14 protein-coding genes are annotated in these 21,211 nt (G+C 52.0%); 11 read left to right on the forward strand and 3 right to left on the reverse strand.

Annotated elements, in window-relative coordinates:
• Positions 1-15 precede the first annotated feature (15 nt).
• Together gudD and NNO03_RS10965 are read left to right on the forward strand one after the other, a co-directional pair.
• Positions 16-1,356, forward strand: coding sequence for a glucarate dehydratase (gudD, locus tag NNO03_RS10960; protein WP_202037889.1), 1,341 nt, complete (start codon positions 16-18; stop codon positions 1,354-1,356).
• Between the two features lie 78 nt (positions 1,357-1,434).
• Positions 1,435-2,577 carry a glycerate kinase gene (locus NNO03_RS10965; protein ID WP_271449523.1) on the forward strand — a complete coding sequence of 381 codons (1,143 nt, stop codon included), beginning with the start codon at positions 1,435-1,437 and terminating at the stop codon, positions 2,575-2,577.
• A gap of 554 nt (positions 2,578-3,131) precedes the next feature.
• On the opposite strand, the gene barA is transcribed toward NNO03_RS10965, so the two are convergent.
• Positions 3,132-5,888, reverse strand: coding sequence for a two-component sensor histidine kinase BarA (gene barA, locus NNO03_RS10970; RefSeq protein ID WP_271449524.1), 2,757 nt, complete (start codon positions 5,886-5,888; stop codon positions 3,132-3,134).
• A gap of 57 nt (positions 5,889-5,945) precedes the next feature.
• Here barA and rlmD point away from each other — a divergent pair, with 57 nt between their 5' ends.
• The 5 genes from rlmD to eno all read left to right on the forward strand — a co-directional run bounded on the left by rlmD (position 5,946) and on the right by eno (position 13,815).
• The gene (gene rlmD / locus NNO03_RS10975; protein ID WP_271449525.1) at positions 5,946-7,244 is read left to right on the forward strand and encodes a 23S rRNA (uracil(1939)-C(5))-methyltransferase RlmD; all 1,299 of its coding nucleotides are present in this window, start codon (positions 5,946-5,948) and stop codon (positions 7,242-7,244) included.
• 100 nt (positions 7,245-7,344) lie between these two features.
• Positions 7,345-9,579: a GTP diphosphokinase gene (gene relA, locus NNO03_RS10980; protein WP_137382740.1), complete on the forward strand. Its 2,235-nt coding sequence runs from the start codon at positions 7,345-7,347 to the stop codon at positions 9,577-9,579.
• Between the two features lie 71 nt (positions 9,580-9,650).
• Positions 9,651-10,442, forward strand: coding sequence for a nucleoside triphosphate pyrophosphohydrolase (gene mazG / locus NNO03_RS10985; protein WP_271449526.1), 792 nt, complete (start codon positions 9,651-9,653; stop codon positions 10,440-10,442).
• 350 nt (positions 10,443-10,792) lie between these two features.
• Positions 10,793-12,430 carry a glutamine hydrolyzing CTP synthase gene (gene pyrG / locus NNO03_RS10990; RefSeq protein ID WP_005130912.1) on the forward strand — a complete coding sequence of 546 codons (1,638 nt, stop codon included), beginning with the start codon at positions 10,793-10,795 and terminating at the stop codon, positions 12,428-12,430.
• An 86-nt stretch (positions 12,431-12,516) separates the two neighbouring features.
• The gene (gene eno / locus NNO03_RS10995) at positions 12,517-13,815 is read left to right on the forward strand and encodes a phosphopyruvate hydratase (protein ID WP_202037895.1); all 1,299 of its coding nucleotides are present in this window, start codon (positions 12,517-12,519) and stop codon (positions 13,813-13,815) included.
• 69 nt (positions 13,816-13,884) lie between these two features.
• Here eno and NNO03_RS11000 read toward each other — a convergent pair whose 3' ends face one another.
• On the reverse strand, positions 13,885-14,994 hold the full coding sequence (locus NNO03_RS11000) for an SDR family oxidoreductase (protein ID WP_271449527.1): 1,110 nt from the start codon (positions 14,992-14,994) through the stop codon (positions 13,885-13,887).
• Between the two features lie 429 nt (positions 14,995-15,423).
• Between NNO03_RS11000 and queE the strand changes: the two genes are divergently transcribed.
• Positions 15,424-16,095, forward strand: coding sequence for a 7-carboxy-7-deazaguanine synthase QueE (gene queE, locus NNO03_RS11005; protein ID WP_040232204.1), 672 nt, complete (start codon positions 15,424-15,426; stop codon positions 16,093-16,095).
• A gap of 97 nt (positions 16,096-16,192) precedes the next feature.
• Here the strand turns inward: queE and queD are convergent, their stop codons facing one another.
• Positions 16,193-16,555 (reverse strand): 6-carboxytetrahydropterin synthase QueD, encoded by a 363-nt coding sequence (queD, locus tag NNO03_RS11010; RefSeq protein ID WP_041686189.1) that lies wholly within the window; start codon positions 16,553-16,555, stop codon positions 16,193-16,195.
• Between the two features lie 304 nt (positions 16,556-16,859).
• Here queD and cysJ point away from each other — a divergent pair, with 304 nt between their 5' ends.
• The 3 genes from cysJ (at position 16,860) to cysH (ending at position 21,207) form a co-directional block, all read left to right on the forward strand.
• Complete coding sequence (gene cysJ / locus NNO03_RS11015; protein WP_271449528.1) at positions 16,860-18,659, forward strand: NADPH-dependent assimilatory sulfite reductase flavoprotein subunit; 1,800 nt, start codon at positions 16,860-16,862, stop codon at positions 18,657-18,659.
• Positions 18,659-20,371: an assimilatory sulfite reductase (NADPH) hemoprotein subunit gene (cysI, locus tag NNO03_RS11020; protein ID WP_271449529.1), complete on the forward strand. Its 1,713-nt coding sequence runs from the start codon at positions 18,659-18,661 to the stop codon at positions 20,369-20,371. Before cysJ ends, cysI begins: the two co-directional genes overlap by 1 nt.
• A gap of 101 nt (positions 20,372-20,472) precedes the next feature.
• On the forward strand, positions 20,473-21,207 hold the full coding sequence (gene cysH / locus NNO03_RS11025) for a phosphoadenosine phosphosulfate reductase (RefSeq protein ID WP_271449530.1): 735 nt from the start codon (positions 20,473-20,475) through the stop codon (positions 21,205-21,207).
• The last annotated feature ends 4 nt before the right edge of the window (positions 21,208-21,211 follow it).

Below are 21,211 nucleotides of genomic sequence, written 5' to 3' on the forward strand. Positions count from 1 at the left end.
AATAAGGACACGATAATGAGCGCACAATTTTCTACCCCAGTAGTGACCGCTATGCAGGTGATCCCGGTTGCGGGCCACGACAGCATGCTGATGAACCTGAGCGGCGCACATGCCCCGTTTTTCACGCGTAATATTGTGATTATCAAAGATAATTCCGGTCATACCGGGGTGGGCGAAATTCCCGGCGGCGAGAAAATTCGTCAGACTCTGGAAGATGCGATTCCGCTGGTGGTGGGCAAAACGTTAGGTGAATACAAAAACGTACTGAATACGGTACGCAATACCTTTGCCGATCGGGATGCCGGTGGGCGTGGTTTGCAGACCTTCGATTTACGTACCACTATTCATGTGGTTACCGGGATCGAAGCGGCAATGTTGGATCTGTTAGGCCAGCACCTGGGGGTGAATGTCGCGTCTCTGTTAGGTGATGGTCAGCAGCGTAGCGAAGTGGAAATGTTGGGGTATCTGTTCTTCGTCGGCAACCGTAAAGCGACGCCGCTGCCGTATCAGAGTCAGCCGGATGAGAAGTGCGACTGGTATCGCCTGCGCCATGAAGAGGCCATGACCCCGGATGCGGTAGTGCGCCTGGCTGAAGCAGCGTATGAGAAATATGGTTTTAACGACTTTAAACTGAAAGGTGGCGTGCTGGCAGGGGAAGAGGAAGCGGAATCTATCGTCGCGTTGGCGAAGCGTTTCCCACAGGCCCGCGTAACGCTCGATCCCAACGGCGCCTGGTCGTTGAATGAAGCGATCAAGATCGGTAAGTATCTGAAAGGATCGCTGGCTTATGCTGAAGATCCATGCGGCGCGGAGCAGGGGTTCTCTGGGCGTGAAGTGATGGCGGAATTCCGCCGCGCCACTGGCCTGCCGACGGCGACCAATATGATCGCTACCGACTGGCGTCAGATGGGGCACACGCTGTCGTTGCAGTCTGTGGATATTCCGCTGGCTGACCCGCATTTCTGGACTATGCAGGGGTCTGTTCGCGTGGCGCAGATGTGTCATGAGTTTGGCCTTACCTGGGGCTCACACTCTAACAACCACTTTGATATTTCGCTGGCGATGTTCACTCATGTCGCGGCAGCGGCACCGGGTAAAATTACGGCCATTGATACCCACTGGATCTGGCAGGAAGGTAACCAACGCCTGACCAAAGAGCCGTTCGACATTAAAGGCGGCATGGTACAGGTGCCAGCGAAGCCGGGTCTGGGTGTAGAACTGGATATGGATCAGGTGATGAAAGCACACGAGCTGTACCAGCAGCACGGCCTGGGGGCGCGTGATGACGCGATGGGAATGCAGTACCTGATCCCGAACTGGACCTTTGATAATAAACGCCCATGCATGGTGCGCTAAGCGTTATGCCGGTTCTGACAGGAACCGGCACATCTCCAGGTGTATGATTAACAGAATCAACATGCGTAAGGACGGCTTATGAAAATAGTAATTGCACCGGATTCTTATAAAGAGAGTTTGAGTGCGCTTGAGGTGGCAACTGCCATTGAGCAGGGTTTTCGTGAGATCTGGCCTGATGCGGATTACGTAAAGATACCGGTTGCTGATGGTGGTGAAGGAACGGTCGAGGCGATGGTTGCCGCTACGGCGGGCCACCTTGTGCATGTTGATGTTACGGGTCCCCTGGGAAGTAAGGTACGGGCATTTTATGGGTTATCGGGAGATGAGCGCTCAGCGTTTATCGAGATGGCGGCCGCCAGTGGGTTAGAGCGGGTTCCGGCAGGGTTGCGCGACCCGCTGAAAACCACCTCATGGGGGACCGGAGAGTTGATTCGCCATGCGCTGAATGCGGGTGTAGAACATATCATCATTGGGATTGGCGGTAGCGCGACTAATGATGGTGGTGCCGGTATGGTGCAGGCTCTGGGCGCCAAATTGCTGGATGCGCAGAATAACCAGATTGCACAAGGCGGGATCGGCCTGGAATCGCTCACCAGGATAGATATTTCAGCGTTAGATAAGCGCCTTGCTACCTGTCGTATTGAAGTGGCCTGCGATGTCACGAATCCGCTGACCGGTAAAGAGGGCGCTTCTGCAGTATTTGGTCCGCAAAAAGGGGCAACGCCAGAGATGATTACCCGTCTGGATAATGCGCTGACGCACTATGCGCAACTGATTGCCCGCGATCTGGACGTTAACGTGCTGGAACTGGCGGGCGGTGGCGCGGCTGGCGGCATGGGGGCTGCACTGTATGCGTTTTGCGGCGCGCAGCTACGCCGTGGTATCGAGATCGTGACGGATGCGTTACACCTTGATGACTGCGTTGCGGATGCAGATTTAGTTGTGACCGGGGAAGGGCGTATTGACAGTCAGACGATCCATGGCAAAGTCCCGGTTGGCGTAGCGAACGTTGCAAAGCGATATAATAAGCCTGTCATTGGTATTGCAGGCAGCCTGACGCCAGATGTTGGTGTGGTACATGAGCATGGAATTGATGCCGTTTTTAGCGTGATTTATACCATTTGCACGCTGGATGAGGCGCTGGATAATGCGAGTGAAAATGTGCGGATGACAGCACGAAACGTGGCCGCAACGCTTAAAGCAGGGCAGCAATTACGCTGAGTTGTTGGCCGGAAAAGGCGCTGACGCCGCCTCCGGCGATGTGCCCGATGCGCGGCGCTTATCGGGCCTACGGTAAACAGCAAAACCTGTAGGCCGGAAAAGGCGGTTACGCCGCCTCCGGCGATGTGCCCGATGTGCGGCGCTTATCGGGCCTACGGTAAACAGCAAAACCTGTAGGCCGGAAAAGGCGGTTACGCCGCCTCCGGCGATGTGCCCGATGGCGCGACGCTTATCGGGCCTGTGGTATACAGCGAAACCTGTAGGCCGGAAAAGACGCTGATGCCGCCTCCGGCGATGTGCCCGATGTGCGGCGCTTATCGGGCCTACGGTAAACAGCAAAACCTGTAGGCCGGAAAAGACGCTGATGCCGCCTCCGGCGATGTGCCCGATGTGCGGCGCTTATCGGGCCTGTGGTATACAGCGAAACCTGTAGGCCGGATAAGGCGTTTACGCCGCATCCGGCGATGTGCCCGATGGCGCGACGCTTATCGGGCCTGTGGTATACAGCGAAACCTGTAGGCCGGAAAAGGCGGTTACGCCGCCTCCGGCGAATATCACCCCAATATCCGTTTTGCTTCCCGCGCGACGTTGTCCATCTCATCAAGAAGCTCTAAAAACTCTGGTTCAAGCTCTTCTTCTTTGGTCCCGCTACGTAACTGCTGTTCAATAAGCTGGCACAGGTTTTTCATGCGGGGAACCCCGCTGTAACCGCAGCTGCCGTGTAGTTTATGAATCAAATCCACCAACCCTTCAGGGTTTTCACCCACCAGTTGCTCTTCAATTCTGTTACGGACTTCAGGCAAGAAATCGATCAGCATTTGCAGCATATCCCGCGCCAGATCGTTTTTACCGGCAGCCTGTCTCAACGCCAGTTGCCAGTCGAGGGTCGTATTCGGGTTGACCACGGGTTCAGGGGGTTCCGCTACGATAGTCCGGGCTGATGTGCCGGCACCGGGCTTATAGCGCAACAGTAAACTGTGCAATTTATCTTCTTCAATCGGCTTAGCCAGGTAGTCATTCATTCCGGCGCTGAGTAACTTCTCTTTTTGTCCTGCCATGGCATGTGCCGTTACCGCAATAACCGGTGTCTGCTGCTGGTGTGGAAGCTGATGGATCAGTTCGCAGGCACGAATACCGTCCATGTCCGGCATCTGGATATCCATCAGGATCAGATCAAATTGCATTTGTTTGGCTCTGTCCACCGCCTGATGCCCGCTGTCGCACAGCTCGACGTGCTGCACTTTATCTTCAAGCAATGCGCCGATAAGCTTCAGGTTCGCCGGGTTGTCGTCCACCGCCATCACGGTCATCGCAATCTTGCTTTCATCTAACAACTGGAGCTCTGACCCTTGGTTCAGGTGGCAATACTCGGTTAATGCAGGTAGCAATCGGGTTGAGGTGAGCGGTTTTAGCAGACATGCCGCTGCGCCGCCTTGCTTCAATTTTTCAGCGTTAATCTGCGCATGGCAAGGCAGCGCCAGCAACAGGAAATCGGTCATCGCGGCTGCGCTTGCCAGCCGTTCATGCTGCATGGTGAGCGGCTCGCGTAACGTGACGGGTACACCAAGTAGCAGGATATCGTAGTGTTCTGCCGGTAATGCAGAGAATGAAGGGCTGTAAATCACCTCCAGTGGCGTTTCACTCAAGATATCCAACGTACATTGCGCGGCGGTAGCATTTGGTTCAACGTAAGCCAGTCGTTTACCTGCCAGACAGCGGGTGGTTGAGCGATCGCTCAGAACATTAGGATTGAGATCAAGACTGATATGGAACCAGAAGGTGGAACCGCGATTTGGTTGGCTATGGAACGAGATATCCCCGCCCATTTCATTGACCAGTTTTTGCGTGATCACAAGGCCAAGTCCGGTACCACCGTGACGGCGCGAAATGCTGGCATCAGCCTGACGGAATGCCTGGAACAGACGTGACTGATCGCGTTCTGGAATGCCAATGCCGGTATCGCGGATTTGAACTTCAATCTGGACTTTGGTGTTACTGAGCGCGCGTTTTTCAACCAGAATGTCGATATTGCCACTCTCGGTAAATTTGATGGCATTGCCGACCAGGTTGGTAATGACCTGTTGCAAGCGCAGCGGGTCGCCAATCACATTGTCCGGAACGTCATTTTTAATATTCAGTGTTAGCTCCAGCCCTTTGTCATGGGAGGAGTGTGCTAACAGCGTTACGACGTCATCCAGTGTACTGCGCAGCGGGAAAGGTATGCTTTCCAGAATCAGTTTACCCGCTTCCAGTTTAGAGAAGTCGAGCACATCATTGATGATAGCGAGCAGGTTGTTGGCAGAGCGTTCAATCGTATTCAGGTGATCGCGCTGAGTGGTATTTAACTCGGTTTTTAGTGTCAGACGTGTAAAGCCAATGACACCGTTTAGCGGTGTACGTAGCTCGTGAGACATGTTCGCCAGGAACTCTGATTTAATACGTGCAGCTTCCTGAGCGCGTTTCTTTGCCAGGTCCAGCTCAACGTTTTGGATCTCCATCTGCTCCAGCGTTTCGCGCAGATCTGACGTCGCCTGATCGATATTGTGCTGCATCTCTTCATGGTAGGCGGCGAGAGACATCGCCATCGAGTTGATGCCATTCTTCAGCATATCCAGCTCGCCCAACATGAAACCTTCCACGCGGCTATCGAGCTGACCTCTACGTATTCGGTCTACGGTATTCACCATGTTGCGAATTGGGCCGGTCACGTCACGCATCAGACGCCAGCCGAAAATTAACGCAATACCAATACAAAACAGCATCATGACGCTGGAGATAAAGATCTCTTTGTACTGCTGTAATCGCACGGACTTGAGGTCCAGCTCAAGCGCCACATACCCCAGCATATTTTTGGTGTTCTTCGCATCGCTAACGGCAGATTCATCCGGTGAATAGCTTTCCGATATAATAGGGGTACGCAGGATCATGATATCCCCGTGCCGGGTTACGCTCAGCTTTCGTGGAAACGGCGATCCGGTAGCCAATTGCATCTCTGACGGATCAAGATGAAAGTTGGAGGTGACGAACAGTCGGTTATTTTCGTCATAGACGGAAATTGCCCGCACAATATCGGAATGGCGACGATGCAACACGCTGATAAGCTGGCCGATGGATTCCCGGTTCTGCAAGTTCATGCCGTATTCGCTGGATACCGCGAGTGGCTCAATGATGCTGGCACCAGCATCTTCCAGTTGACGCTGCAAGTCGTTATAGCGATGCACAACAAAAAAGATACTGAGCAGCAAACCTATCAGGACGGTCGGGGCCAGGATCAGAATCATCATGCGTGCGCGCAGGCTGTAGTTGGTCATGGAGTTCCGTTATGGGACAATTAGGGTCACACTGTTAAATAGAGAAATATCTCGTCGATGGCGCAATTCTACTCTGCAAAACGACGCGTGACGACGCGTCAGATCATAACCGTTACCGTCAATGACCTTGATTCTTTTGGTCAGGGCGTTGCTCGTCATAACGGGAAAGCCCTGTTTATACCGGAATTGCTGCCCCAGGAAAGCGCAGAAGTGGTGATTACTGAAGATAAAAAACAGTTTGCCCGTGCGCAAGTCAAACGTCGTTTAAACGACAGTTCGGAACGCGAAGTGCCACGTTGCCCACATTTTGGGGTCTGTGGTGGCTGTCAACAGCAGCACGCCAGCATCCCTTTGCAGCAGCGTAGCAAAAGTGCGGCGTTGTCGCGTTTAATGAAATGTGAGGTGACGGACGTTATCGCCGATACCCCGTGGGGTTATCGGCGCCGCGCGCGTTTAAGTCTGAACTATCGCTCGAAAGAGCAGCAATTGCAGATGGGGTTTCGCAAGTCCGGCTCCAGCGACATTATCGATGTGAAGCAATGCCCTATTTTGGTGCCCCAACTTGAGGCGCTGCTGCCTGAAATTCGGGCATGCCTGCAGAGTCTGCAGGGGCTGCGTCACTTGGGGCATGTCGAATTGGTGCAGGCTGGAAGTGGAACCCTGATGATTTTGCGCCACACTGCGCCACTGAATACCGCAGATAAAGAAAAACTGGAATGCTTTTCGCATTCTCAGGGACTGTCTTTGTTTCTGGCTCCGCAAAGCGAGATACTGGAATCAAATTCAGAAGAATCGCCCTGGTATGATTCAAATGGACTACGTTTAACCTTCAGCCCGCGTGATTTTATCCAGGTCAATGAAGGGGTAAACCAGAAAATGGTTTCCTGTGCGCTGGAATGGCTGGATGTGCAGCCAGAGGACCGTGTGCTCGATTTGTTCTGTGGTATGGGGAATTTTACGTTGCCGTTGGCCGTACGAGCAGCGAGCGTTGTGGGTGTTGAAGGTGTCCCTGCGCTGGTGGAAAAAGGCCGGGAAAATGCGCGGAATAACGGACTACACAATGTGACATTCTTTCATGAAAACCTTGAAGAAGATGTCACCAAACAACCATGGGCAAAAAACGGATTTGACAAAGTCTTGCTCGATCCCGCGCGTGCGGGGGCTGCCGGTGTGATGCAACATATTATAAAATTAAACCCTGGCCGCGTTGTTTATGTATCCTGTAATCCTGCTACGCTGGCTCGTGACAGCGAAGCGTTACTCAATGCAGGATATACCGTTCAGCGACTGGTGATGCTCGATATGTTCCCGCACACTGGACATCTGGAATCGATGGTCCTGTTTGAGCGTTTGTAATGAATTTTATACCCATTGGATTTCGGGTTGTAACGCAGCGTGAAAGACAATGGGTACGGCTTGTCGACTTCGACAGGCCAGGCCCCTTAAGGAGAGGACGATGGTTGCGGTAAGAAGTGCACATATAAATAAAGCTGGTGAGTTTGATCCTAAGAAATGGATCGCGAGTCTGGGGATCTCCAGCCAGCAGTCGTGTGAACGCTTAGCCGAAACCTGGGCGTATTGCCTGCAGCAGACACAGGGGCATCCGGATGCGGATCTGCTGCTGTGGCGTGGCGTCGAAATGGTGGAAATACTCTCCATGCTGAGTATGGATATCGACACGTTGCGAGCGGCGATGCTGTTCCCTCTGGCGGATGCCAATGTGGTGAGTGAAGACATCCTGCGCGAGAGCGTAGGCACGTCAATCGTTAATCTTATCCATGGTGTGCGTGATATGGCGGCAATACGCCAGCTAAAAGCCACGCATACCGACTCCGTCTCTTCCGAGCAGGTTGATAACGTTCGTCGCATGCTGCTGGCAATGGTCGACGACTTCCGCTGTGTGGTCATCAAGCTGGCAGAACGTATTGCTCATCTGCGAGAAGTGAAAGACGCGCCGGAAGATGAACGCGTGCTGGCGGCAAAAGAATGCACCAATATTTATGCCCCGCTGGCTAACCGATTAGGCATCGGGCAATTAAAATGGGAGCTGGAAGATTACTGCTTCCGCTACCTGCACCCAGCCGAATACAAACGCATTGCTAAATTACTGCATGAACGTCGTATCGACAGAGAACACTATATCGACGAGTTTGTTGGGCATCTGCGTTCAGAGATGAAAACCGAAGGTGTAAAAGCCGAGGTGTACGGGCGTCCGAAGCATATTTACAGCATCTGGCGCAAAATGCAGAAGAAGCAGTTGGCTTTTGACGAACTGTTCGATGTGCGCGCAGTGCGTATCGTGGCTGAGCGTTTACAGGATTGCTATGCCGCACTGGGGATCGTGCACACTCACTATCGCCATCTGCCTGATGAGTTCGATGACTACGTTGCCAATCCGAAGCCTAATGGTTACCAGTCAATCCATACGGTTGTGCTGGGGCCAGGCGGTAAAACCATTGAAATCCAGATCCGTACCAAACAGATGCACGAAGATGCCGAACTGGGCGTTGCCGCGCACTGGAAGTACAAAGAAGGTACCGCTTCAGGCGCTGCGCGTTCTGGTCATGAAGATCGCATTGCGTGGCTGCGTAAACTGATAGCCTGGCAGGAAGAGATGGCTGATTCCGGTGAAATGCTGGATGAAGTGCGTAGCCAGGTCTTTGACGACAGAGTTTACGTCTTTACGCCAAAAGGCGATGTCGTTGACTTGCCGGCGGGTTCAACGCCGCTCGATTTTGCTTATCACATCCACAGTGATGTGGGGCATCGTTGCATTGGCGCGAAAATTGGCGGTCGCATCGTACCGTTTACCTATCAGCTGCAGATGGGCGATCAAATTGAAATTATCACCCAGAAACAGCCAAACCCAAGCCGTGACTGGCTAAACCCTAACCTGGGCTACGTGACGACCAGCAGGGGGCGCTCTAAGATCCATGCCTGGTTCCGTAAACAGGACCGGGACAAGAATATCCTGGCTGGTCGTCAGATCCTCGATGATGAACTGGCGCACCTGGGTATTAGCCTGAAAGAGGCTGAAAAACACCTGCTTCCGCGTTACAGCTTTAATGAGCTGGAAGAGCTGCTGGCGGCGATCGGCGGCGGTGACATCCGCCTCAACCAGATGGTCAACTTCCTGCAAGCGCAGTTTAATAAACCAAGCGCTGCTGAACAGGATGCCGCTGCACTGAAACAACTTCAGCAGAAAACGCAGGCCCCGCAGACTCGCCGAAAAGACGATGGCCGTGTGGTGGTCGAAGGGGTTGGAAACCTGATGCACCATATCGCGCGCTGCTGCCAGCCTATCCCTGGCGATGAGATTGTCGGGTTTATCACCCAGGGACGTGGTATTTCCGTGCACCGGGCTGACTGTGAACAACTGACAGAACTGCGCTCACATGCCCCAGAACGTATCGTTGATGCGGTTTGGGGTGAAAGCTACTCGGCAGGGTACTCGCTGGTTGTCCGTGTGCAGGCAAACGATCGGAGCGGCTTATTACGTGATATCACGACGATTCTTGCTAACGAGAAAGTAAACGTGCTGGGGGTTGCCAGCCGTAGTGATACCAAACAACAGTTGGCTACTATTGATATGACCATTGAAATCTACAACCTGCAGGTGCTCGGACGCGTGCTCGGCAAACTGAACCAGGTGCCGGATGTGATCGACGCGCGTCGCTTGCACGGTAATTAATTATTTTGTAGGCCGGATGTCGGCTGCCGCCTTATTCGGCCTACAGTTCTTCAAATCTCTAGGATTTTCACATGAATCAAATTGACCGACTGCTCGGTATTATGCAGCGCCTGCGCGACCCGGAAAACGGCTGTCCGTGGGACAAAGAGCAGACTTTCGCCACGATTGCCCCTTACACCCTCGAAGAAACCTATGAAGTACTTGATGCCATTGCGCGCGAAGACTTCGACGATCTGCGTGGTGAACTGGGCGATCTGTTGTTCCAGGTGGTGTTTTACGCACAAATGGCGCAGGAAGAAGGGCGCTTCGATTTTAACGATATCTGCGCTGCGATTAGCGATAAGCTCGAACGTCGGCATCCGCATGTATTTGCCGATGTTTCTGCCAGTACTAGTCGCGAAGTGCTGACCCGCTGGGAACAGATCAAAACCGAAGAACGTGCCGGGAAGGCACAACATTCCGCGCTGGACGATATTCCCCGTAGTTTACCGGCGCTAATGCGCGCCCAGAAAATCCAGAAACGCTGCTCCAATGTTGGCTTTGACTGGAAGACTTTAGGACCGGTTGTCGACAAAGTTTATGAAGAGATTGACGAAGTCATGTTCGAGGCGAAGCAGGCTGTCGTTGACCAGGCTAAACTGGAGGAGGAAATGGGCGACCTGCTGTTTGCCACGGTCAATATGGCCCGTCATTTAGGGACAAAAGCAGAGACGGCATTGCAGAAAGCGAATGAAAAATTCGAGCGCCGTTTTCGTGAGGTTGAGCGAATTGTGGCAGCCCGCGGTCTGGAAATGACTGGTGTTGATCTGGAAACAATGGAAGAAGTCTGGCAACAGGTAAAACGGCAGGAAATTGATCTCTAAGGGATTTCGTCGGTCAAGGACGATTTGTGTGATTTTTTAAATAACAAGCGCTTGATTTACGTCAAAAACATTTACCCAAAAGAGGCTATTTTCTCTTCCCGTTATGTTGATGAAACACCTTGTATACTGCCTCTTCGAGTTATTCGAGTCGCAACAAGGCGGCGACTGAAAGAATCCCCTGGAACATAGAAATGCTATGTGACTGGGGTGAGTGAAGGAAGCCAACACCGGTGCGGCTTGAAGAACGAAGGAGAGGGAATAATGAAAGTTTGTGGCGCTCGTCATGTTCGGGTATACTACTTTCCCGTCTTGGTAATTCCATCGTTTCACCCTAACTTCTCAGGTCCAGCATGACAACGAACTATATTTTTGTGACCGGCGGGGTCGTATCCTCTCTGGGAAAAGGCATTGCCGCAGCCTCCCTCGCAGCCATTCTTGAAGCCCGTGGCCTCAATGTGACCATGATGAAACTGGATCCGTACATCAACGTCGATCCAGGTACTATGAGCCCTATCCAACACGGGGAAGTGTTCGTTACCGAAGACGGCGCTGAAACCGACCTGGACCTGGGTCACTATGAGCGTTTCATCCGCACCAAAATGAGCCGCCGTAACAACTTCACCACCGGTCGTATCTACTCCGACGTTCTGCGTAAAGAACGCCGTGGTGACTATCTGGGTGCGACCGTTCAGGTCATTCCGCACATCACGAATGCCATTAAAGAGCGCGTTCTGGAAGGCGGTGAAGGTCATGATGTTGTTCTGGTCGAAATCGGCGGAACCGTTGGGGATATCGAATCTCTGCCGTTCCTTGAAGCGATTCGCCAGATGGCTGTAGAAATTGGCCGTGAGCACACGCTGTTTATGCATCTGACGCTGGTTCCGTATATGGCGGCGGCAGGTGAAGTCAAAACCAAACCGACTCAGCACTCTGTAAAAGAGCTGCTTTCTATCGGTATTCAGCCAGATATCCTGATTTGCCGCTCCGATCGCGCAGTTCCGGCTAATGAACGTGCAAAAATTGCATTGTTCTGTAACGTTCCGGAAAAAGCGGTGATTTCTCTGAAAGATGTCGATTCCATCTATAAAATTCCGGGCCTGTTGAAATCTCAGGGCCTTGACGATTATATTTGTAAACGATTCAGCTTGAACTGTCCGGAAGCGAATCTGTCAGAATGGGAACAGGTTATCTACGAAGAAGCGAATCCGGCAGGCGAAGTGACTATCGGTATGGTCGGCAAGTACATTGAACTGCCGGATGCCTATAAGTCAGTTATCGAAGCGCTGAAGCACGGTGGCTTGAAGAATCGTGTCACCGTCAACATCAAGCTGATTGATTCGCAGGATGTTGAAACGCGTGGTGTTGAGATCCTGAAAGGTCTTGATGCCATCCTCATCCCAGGCGGCTTCGGCTACCGTGGTGTTGAAGGGAAAATCGCGACAGCGCGCTTTGCGCGTGAAAACAATATTCCTTATCTGGGCATTTGCCTGGGTATGCAGGTTGCGTTGATTGAGTTTGCTCGTAACGTCGTGGGAATGGACAACGCCAACTCCACAGAATTTGTGCCAGACTGTAAGTACCCAGTGGTGGCCCTGATTACTGAATGGCGTGATGAAGACGGCAACGTTGAAGTCCGTACCGAGAAGAGCGATCTGGGTGGCACAATGCGTCTTGGTGCGCAACAGTGTCAGCTGAGCGATGAGAGTCTGGTTCGTCAACTGTACGGTACGCCGACAATTGTTGAACGTCATCGCCACCGCTACGAAGTCAACAATATGCTGTTGAAACAGATTGAAGCTGCGGGTCTGCGTGTTGCAGGCCGTTCCGGTGATGATCAGTTGGTCGAGATCATTGAGGTACCGAATCATCCGTGGTTCGTGGCCTGTCAGTTCCACCCGGAATTTACTTCCACGCCACGTGATGGGCACCCGCTGTTCGCCGGCTTTGTGAAAGCCGCCAGTGAACATCAGAAGCGTCAGGCGAAGTAAGAAGTAAAAAGTTAGAACGGCAATGCACCCATCAGGGTGCATTGTTTGTCTGGAGTTTTAGTTTAACTTGTACTGAGGAAAACCTAATGTCCAAAATCGTTAAAATCATCGGTCGTGAAATCATCGACTCCCGTGGTAACCCGACTGTTGAAGCCGAAGTACACCTGGAAGGTGGTTTCGTTGGTATGGCAGCAGCTCCGTCAGGTGCTTCTACTGGTTCCCGCGAAGCACTGGAACTGCGCGATGGCGACAAATCCCGTTTCATGGGTAAAGGCGTACTGAAAGCTGTTGCAGCTGTAAACGGCCCGATTGCTCAGGCTCTGCTGGGTAAAGATGCTAAAGATCAGGCTGGCATCGACAAGATCATGATCGATCTGGACGGTACTGAAAACAAATCCAACTTCGGTGCAAACGCCATCCTGGCTGTGTCCCTGGCGAACGCCAAAGCAGCAGCTGCTGCTAAAGGCCTGCCGCTGTATGCACACATCGCTGAACTGAACGGTACTCCGGGCAAATACTCCATGCCGGTTCCGATGATGAACATCATCAACGGTGGTGAGCACGCTGACAACAACGTCGACATCCAGGAATTTATGATTCAGCCGGTTGGCGCTAAATCCCTGAAAGAAGCCGTTCGTATGGGTTCCGAAGTGTTCCACAACCTGGCTAAAGTTCTGAAAGCTAAAGGTATGAACACTGCAGTTGGTGACGAAGGTGGCTACGCGCCGAACCTGGGTTCCAACGCTGAAGCTCTGGCTGTAATCGCTGAAGCGGTTAAAGCAGCAGGCTACGAGCTGGGCAAAGACATCACTCTGGCGATGGACTGTGCAGCGTCTGAATTCTACAAAGACGGTAAATACGTTCTGGCTGGCGAAGGCAACAAAGCGTTCACCTCCGAAGAGTTCACTCACTTCCTGGAAGAACTGACCAAACAGTACCCGATCGTATCCATCGAAGATGGTCTGGACGAGTCTGACTGGGACGGTTTCGCATACCAGACAAAAGTACTGGGCGACAAAATCCAGCTGGTTGGTGACGATCTGTTCGTAACCAACACCAAGATCCTGAAAGAAGGTATCGAAAAAGGCATCGTTAACTCCATCCTGATCAAATTCAACCAGATCGGTTCTCTGACCGAAACTCTGGCTGCGATCAAAATGGCGAAAGACGCTGGCTACACTGCTGTCATCTCTCACCGTTCTGGCGAAACTGAAGATGCTACCATCGCTGACCTGGCTGTTGGTACCGCTGCAGGCCAGATCAAAACGGGTTCTATGAGCCGTTCTGACCGTGTTGCTAAGTACAACCAGCTGATTCGTATCGAAGAAGCTCTGGGTGAACACGCTCCGTACAACGGTCGTAAAGAGATCAAAGGTCAGGCGTAATCCTGTTCTTTCTCTGATTTAAAAATGCCAGCCTTCGGGCTGGCATTTTTTTGCCTGCACAATCGCAACCTATTTAAAGTCCACCGCCATTTGCTGTGGAATAGTCAGCCCACGTGTCGTCTGCACACAGCGCTCAATGTAATCGGTAAAACGCGGCGGCTTCGGCATCCCCATGCTGAGCAGCTTATCATTGCTGAATCGCACGTTCAGCGTTGCGAACGCACCGTAAAGACGCATGGCTTTAAGCATCAGTCGTTCGTTGCAGGGGCCAAAAATATTCTTCAGTTCACGGCGCATTTGGACCAGCGTTTCATAGCTGACCTGTGCGTATTTATTGCCGACGGGAGCTTGTTCCAGCGCAGATGCCATCGCGCTATCAATATCTGCAAACCTCACGCTATTTTCTTCTCCTGCTGAGATGTGCACTACTTCACCGCGAGCGAGCGGACTGCTCAGTAACATCAGCAATGCATCGGCGCAGTAATCAACCGGGATCACGTCAATACGGTCTTCCATCGAACACATAAATTTTTGTAGCATCAGACCCATGCTGAATACCCAGAAAATACTGCTGGAGGGTTGGCAGCCATGATGAGTGTGGCCAACAACGATAGAAGGCCGCGCCATAACCAGTGGTAATGTTGGGCATTCCTGTTGCATCAGACGCTCTATCGTGGATTTAGAGTGCGTATACTCAACCAGATGCTCAGCACGTTCGCGAAATTCTGCACTTTCTGCCACCAGTGAATCGGGTTCTGGGGAGCATGACATCGCTGTACCAACGTGAAGAAAGCGCTGCAGGCTGCTGACACTGGCCATTCTCCGGGCGAACTTCAGCGTTCCTTCGACATTTACTTTCCAGATAAGCGGGTTGTTGCCAAAAGAGGCGACGGCGGCGCAGTTGATGACATGAGTAACCTGGTCCAGACGCGGGTCGTGAAGAAACGCTTCGGGTTCTACCAAATCACCCAACAGGATATTCCGCGGGCTAAGTGCGGTCAGCTTTTCTTCTGCAATATTAAATTTGCGCAGATTTTCCTTTATCCGTTCCAGCGCAGATACATCATTATCGGCACGAACTAAAAGCAGCAGATTAAATCCATTTGTCTGATTCAGAATGTTTTCTAAAACGGCTCCGCCCAAAAAACCGGTTGCGCCAGTAATTAATAGTGTATTCATGAATGCAGTCTCATTAGGGGTGGTTGACTGGATTCTAGGCGCGGATAATTAAACGGAGATTAAATGGAAAATTAGCGTAAGGTTAGGTTTCTTAAGCCTATTTTAATATAAAAAATACCGCGGATCGAATTTGACTATGCATTATACTAATAAATTCATAATTTCATGTATCCGTTTGTACATGCTTGAAATATTTTACTTTTAAAATATTTATACTATTTTTATAAGGTTATTATTAAAAATATTTTGTTACATCAAAACGCTGCCTGAACAGCTATGAAATTAAATCACAGCTATTCGATCATTGCAGACGCAAACACGAGATCATGTTTCATGATTTTTTAACTCAGGGGACAGCGCAGCCGGGGGCAAGACCTGAGCGTGCAAATCTGCAATAATACGCGTTCATAACCCAAAACAGAGATGACTATGCAGTACCCGATTAACGAGATGTTCCAGACCCTGCAAGGTGAGGGTTACTTTACCGGCGTCCCCGCCATTTTTATTCGTTTACAGGGATGCCCGGTTGGCTGTGCCTGGTGCGATACCAAACACACCTGGGATAAGCTTGAGGATCGGGAAGTCTCCTTATATAGCATCCTGGCCAAGACGAAAGAGAGTGATAAATGGGGCGCGGCGAGCAGTGAAGATCTGCTGGCTGTTATTCAGCGTCAGGGCTATACCGCCCGACACGTGGTGATCACCGGTGGTGAACCCTGCATTCACGATCTGATGCCACTCACTGACTTACTGGAAAAAAACGGCTTTAGCTGCCAGATTGAGACCAGCGGGACACACGAAGTTCGCTGTACGCCGAATACCTGGGTGACGGTATCGCCGAAGGTGAATATGCGTGGTGGCTATGACGTACTGTCACAGGCGCTGGAACGAGCCAATGAAATCAAGCATCCGGTGGGTCGCGTTCGCGATATTGAAGCGCTGGATGAACTGCTGGCCACGTTGAGCGATGATAAACCACGCATTATTGCGTTGCAGCCAATCAGTCAGAAAGAAGATGCTACGCGTTTGTGTATTGATACCTGTATTGCGCGTAACTGGCGTTTGTCGATGCAAACGCATAAATACCTGAATATTGCCTGATGAGTTTTGCCGGGTACGCATCGCTTGCCCGGCCTACGCTTGTAAATAAGGTAGGCCGGGATCAGACGCGATGCGTCGCCATCCGGCAAGGTCGGGATCACTCTCCGCGATAAACGCAACCTGCTGTGCAGGTCTCTTTTACCATCACTGCGCTCAGCAGAGGAACAACCGGTTTTACCTGTTCCCAAATCCAGCGAGACAATACTTCGCTGGTTGGGTTTTCAAGGCCCGGTATATCGTTCAGGTAGTAGTGATCAAGCCTGTCGTAAGTCGGCTTGAACGCCGCTTTTAACTCGGCGAAATCCATGATCCAACCGGTATGTGGATCGACTTCACCGGTAATTTCAAGACGCACCATAAATGAGTGACCATGCAGACGGCCACACTTGTGTCCTTCCGGTACGTGCGGCAGGCGGTGAGCGGCTTCGAAGGTGAAATCTTTAAACAAGGTGGTGGACATTATTTACTCTCAAGAATGCAAAAAACGCCGTAGGGTAACGTAAAGAGCAAATTTTATCATTATTTAAAAGGGCGCTGAGCATCAGAACGATTCATTCATGATGTTAATATTTGATAATTAGCTATATATCAAATGCTTATATAATCTGTTTTGCTGTTAATAACGATAACTAAAACAGGTTAGTTCATTTGGTTATTTGTTATTTCTATCCCTTCTTTAGTTGTTACTATCACCGCCGTTAACCTTATCTTCAGTTTGGGTTTTATTGCTGAAATCCGCTTTGCTTACTGGAACATGACAACGCATGACGACACAGGCCCCACCTTCCGCTTTGCTCCCGCTAAACCCGGAGCAACTGGCACGCCTTCAGGCGGCCACGACTGATTTCACTCCCACACAGCTTGCGTGGGTGTCTGGCTATTTCTGGGGCGTGCTGAATCAGCAGCCGGGAACGAATGCTGCAGCGCCTGCGCCTGTCGCTGAAATGCCAGGAATTACACTCATCTCGGCTTCGCAAACCGGTAATGCACGTCGCGTGGCGGAAGCCTTACGCGACGATCTTATCGCTGCGCAGCTCAATGTCACCCTGATCAATGCTGGCGATTATAAATTCAAACAAATTGCCAATGAAAAATTGCTGGTCGTGGTGGCATCGACTCAGGGAGAAGGTGAACCGGCGGAAGAAGCCGTTGCGTTGCATAAGTACTTGTTTTCTAAAAAAGCGCCGAAGCTTGAAAACACGGCTTTTGCCGTATTTGGCCTTGGCGATACGTCTTACGAATTTTTCTGCCAGTCAGGTAAAGACTTTGATACGAAACTGGCAGAGTTGGGTGGTGAACGCTTGCTGGATCGCGTTGACGCTGATGTCGAGTATCAATCGGCGGCGGCAGAATGGCGTGCCCGCCTGGTTGATTTACTGAAGGCGCGTGCGCCTGTTGCACCGTCTGCACAGGCTGCTGCGAGCGGTGCGGTTAACGAGGTGCACACCAGTCCTTACACCAAAGAAGCACCGTTGAGTGCAACACTTTCGGTGAACCAGAAAATTACCGGGCGCGACTCTGAAAAAGATGTACGCCATATCGAAATTGATCTGGGTGATTCTGGCCTGCGCTATCAGCCAGGCGACGCATTGGGTGTCTGGTATCAGAACGATCCGGCCCTGGTCAAAGAAATTGTGGAACTGCTGTGGCTGAAAGGTACTGAGCCGGTCACCGTTGATGGCAAAACGCTGCCGCTCGCTGACGCGCTGGAGTGGCATTTCGAATTGACCGTCAACACGGCCAATATCGTGGAAAACTATGCCACCCTGACGCGCAGCGAAACGCTGTTGCCGTTGGTAGGTGATAAAGCGCAATTACAGCATTACGCTACAACCACCCCCATTGTCGATATGTTGCGTTTCTCCCCGGCACAACTCGATGCCGACGCGTTAATTAGCTTGCTGCGTCCGCTGACACCACGCTTGTACTCCATTGCCTCATCCCAGGCTGAAGTGGAAAGCGAAGTACATATCACCGTGGGTGCCGTGCGTTTCGACGTTGAAGGCCGCGCGCGTGCAGGTGGTGCCTCCAGCTTCCTTGCAGATCGCGTGGAAGAAGAGGGCGAAGTGCGTGTGTTTATTGAGCATAACGACAACTTCCGCCTGCCGGAAAATCCGCAAACACCGGTCATTATGATCGGGCCTGGAACAGGGATTGCGCCGTTCCGCGCCTTTATGCAGCAACGTGCCGCAGACGGCGCAGAAGGGAAAAACTGGCTGTTCTTTGGCAATCCGCACTTTACTGAAGATTTCCTGTATCAGGTGGAATGGCAGCGTTACGTCAAAGAAGGTGTACTCAGCCGTATCGACCTTGCCTGGTCCCGTGATCAAAAAGATAAAGTCTACGTACAAGATAAACTGCGCCAACAGGGTGCAGAACTGTGGCACTGGATTAATGACGGTGCGCACATTTATGTCTGCGGCGACGCCAATCGCATGGCGAAAGACGTTGAGCAGGCTTTGCTGGAAGTGATTGCCGAATTCGGTGCTATGGATATCGAAGCGGCGGATGAATTTTTGAGTGAGCTGCGCGTTGAGCGCCGTTATCAGCGAGATGTCTACTAATGAGCGAAAAACATCCAGGACCACTGGTGGTCGAAGGTAAGCTGTCCGACGCTGAACGAATGAAGCTGGAGAGCAATTATCTGCGCGGCACCATTGCCGAAGATTTAAATGACGGCCTCACCGGCGGATTCAAAGGTGATAACTTTCTGCTGATCCGTTTTCACGGTATGTACCAGCAGGATGACCGCGATATTCGCGCCGAACGTGCCGAACAGAAGCTGGAACCGCGCCACGCGATGCTGCTGCGCTGCCGCCTGCCGGGGGGAGTCATCACCACCAAACAGTGGCAGGCGATCGATAAGTTTGCCCATGACAACACCATTTACGGCAGCATCCGTCTGACCAACCGCCAGACGTTTCAGTTTCACGGTATTCTGAAGAAGAACGTGAAACCGGTGCACCAGATGCTGCATTCAGTGGGGCTGGACGCGCTGGCGACCGCCAACGATATGAACCGTAACGTGCTGTGCACTTCCAACCCGTATGAGTCTGAGTTGCATGCTGAAGCGTACGAGTGGGCGAAAAAAATCTCTGAACACTTGCTGCCCCGTACTCGCGCTTATGCTGAGATCTGGCTGGATCAGGAAAAAGTCGCGACGACGGATGAAGAGCCGATTCTCGGTCAGACCTATCTGCCGCGTAAGTTTAAAACGACGGTGGTGATCCCGCCGCAGAACGACATTGATCTGCACGCTAACGATATGAACTTCGTGGCGATTGCCGAAAACGGCAAGCTGGTGGGCTTTAACTTGCTGGTTGGCGGTGGACTGTCTATTGAGCACGGTAACAAGAAAACCTACGCGCGCACCGCAAGTGAGTTTGGTTATCTGCCGCTGGAACACACCTTAGCAGTGGCAGAAGCGGTGGTGACCACGCAGCGTGACTGGGGTAACCGTACCGATCGTAAAAACGCGAAAACCAAATACACGCTGGAGCGGGTAGGAGTCGAGACGTTTAAAGAAGAAGTTGAACGTCGTGCGGGGATCAAATTCGAGCCGATTCGTCCGTATGAGTTTACCGGTCGAGGCGACAGGATTGGTTGGGTGAAAGGGATCGACAATAAATGGCACCTGACGCTGTTTATTGAAAACGGCCGTATTCTGGATTACCCGGGGCGCCCGCTGAAAACCGGCTTGCTGGAGATCGCGAAGATCCACAAAGGCGAGTTCCGTATCACGGCCAACCAGAACCTGATCATTGCCGGTGTCCCGGAAAGTGATAAGGCGAAGATTGAGAAGATTGCGCAGAAAAGCGGCCTGATGAATGCGGTGACCCCACAGCGTGAAAACTCAATGGCCTGCGTATCGTTCCCGACCTGTCCGCTGGCAATGGCCGAGGCAGAACGTTTCCTGCCAACGTTTATCGACAACATTGATACGTTGATGGCGAAGCATGATTTAAGTGATGAAAATATTGTCATGCGAGTCACGGGCTGCCCGAACGGCTGTGGTCGTGCCATGCTGGCGGAAGTGGGGCTGGTGGGTAAAGCGCCTGGGCGCTATAACCTGCATCTGGGCGGAAACCGTATCGGGACTCGTATCCCACGGATGTTCAAAGAAAATATCACAGAGCCGGAAATTCTGGCTTCGCTGGATGAACTGATTGGGCGCTGGGCGAAAGAGCGCGAAGCGGGTGAAGGCTTCGGTGATTTTACAGTGCGTGCGGGCATTGTTCGCCCGGTGCTCGATCCAGCGCGTGATTTCTGGGAATAACCCGAATTGCCGAATGGCGGCATAAATGCCTTATCAGGCCTACGTAGACTGTAGGCCTGATAAGCGAAGCGCCATCAGGCAAGACATACAGCGAGGAACTTATGTCCAGACTCGATCTAAACGGCTTAAACGCACTGCCAAAAGTTGAGCGTGTTATGGCACTGGCAGAAACCAACAGCCAACTGGAAAAGCTGAGCGCGGAAGAACGCGTGGCGTGGGCGCTGGAAAATCTACCCGGCGAATATGTCCTTTCATCAAGTTTTGGTATTCAGGCGGCGGTCAGCTTGCATCTGGTGAACCAGATTCGCCCGGATATCCCGGTGATCCTCACCGACACTGGCTATTTATTTCCGGAAACCTACCAGTTTATTGATGAGTTAACGGATAAACTCAAACTCAACCTGCAGGTCTACCGAGCGAAAGAGAGCGCGGCCTGGCAGGAAGCGCGCTACGGCAAGCTGTGGGAGCAGGGCGTTGAAGGCATTGAGAAATACAATGACATCAACAAAGTCGAACCCATGAACCGGGCGCTGAAAGAACTGAATGCACAAACCTGGTTTGCGGGTCTGCGCCGCGAGCAGTCCGGTAGCCGTGCACATCTACCGGTATTGGCTATTCAGCGCGGCGTATTTAAAGTGCTGCCGATTATCGACTGGGACAACCGTACGGTATACCAGTATCTGCAAAAACACGATCTGAAATATCATCCGCTGTGGGATCAAGGCTACCTGTCAGTCGGTGATACCCACACGACGCGTAAATGGGAGCCAGGCATGGCAGAAGAAGAGACGCGCTTCTTCGGGCTGAAGCGCGAATGTGGGCTGCACGAAGGGTAACAGG

The organism is Citrobacter sp. Igbk 16, from assembly GCF_028069755.1.
In the GTDB taxonomy this organism is placed as follows: domain Bacteria; phylum Pseudomonadota; class Gammaproteobacteria; order Enterobacterales; family Enterobacteriaceae; genus Citrobacter.

Excerpts from the sequence above, each read along its gene's own strand:
- gudD (WP_202037889.1), top strand. The coding sequence starts at position 16 with ATGAGCGCACAATTTTCTACCCCAGTAGTGACCGCTATGCAGGTGATC.
- NNO03_RS10965 (WP_271449523.1), top strand. The coding sequence starts at position 1,435 with ATGAAAATAGTAATTGCACCGGATTCTTATAAAGAGAGTTTGAGTGCG.
- barA (WP_271449524.1), bottom strand. The coding sequence starts at position 5,888 with ATGACCAACTACAGCCTGCGCGCACGCATGATGATTCTGATCCTGGCC.
- rlmD (WP_271449525.1), top strand. The coding sequence starts at position 5,946 with ATGGCGCAATTCTACTCTGCAAAACGACGCGTGACGACGCGTCAGATC.
- relA (WP_137382740.1), top strand. The coding sequence starts at position 7,345 with ATGGTTGCGGTAAGAAGTGCACATATAAATAAAGCTGGTGAGTTTGAT.
- mazG (WP_271449526.1), top strand. The coding sequence starts at position 9,651 with ATGAATCAAATTGACCGACTGCTCGGTATTATGCAGCGCCTGCGCGAC.
- pyrG (WP_005130912.1), top strand. The coding sequence starts at position 10,793 with ATGACAACGAACTATATTTTTGTGACCGGCGGGGTCGTATCCTCTCTG.
- eno (WP_202037895.1), top strand. The coding sequence starts at position 12,517 with ATGTCCAAAATCGTTAAAATCATCGGTCGTGAAATCATCGACTCCCGT.
- NNO03_RS11000 (WP_271449527.1), bottom strand. The coding sequence starts at position 14,994 with ATGAATACACTATTAATTACTGGCGCAACCGGTTTTTTGGGCGGAGCC.
- queE (WP_040232204.1), top strand. The coding sequence starts at position 15,424 with ATGCAGTACCCGATTAACGAGATGTTCCAGACCCTGCAAGGTGAGGGT.
- queD (WP_041686189.1), bottom strand. The coding sequence starts at position 16,555 with ATGTCCACCACCTTGTTTAAAGATTTCACCTTCGAAGCCGCTCACCGC.
- cysJ (WP_271449528.1), top strand. The coding sequence starts at position 16,860 with ATGACGACACAGGCCCCACCTTCCGCTTTGCTCCCGCTAAACCCGGAG.
- cysI (WP_271449529.1), top strand. The coding sequence starts at position 18,659 with ATGAGCGAAAAACATCCAGGACCACTGGTGGTCGAAGGTAAGCTGTCC.
- cysH (WP_271449530.1), top strand. The coding sequence starts at position 20,473 with ATGTCCAGACTCGATCTAAACGGCTTAAACGCACTGCCAAAAGTTGAG.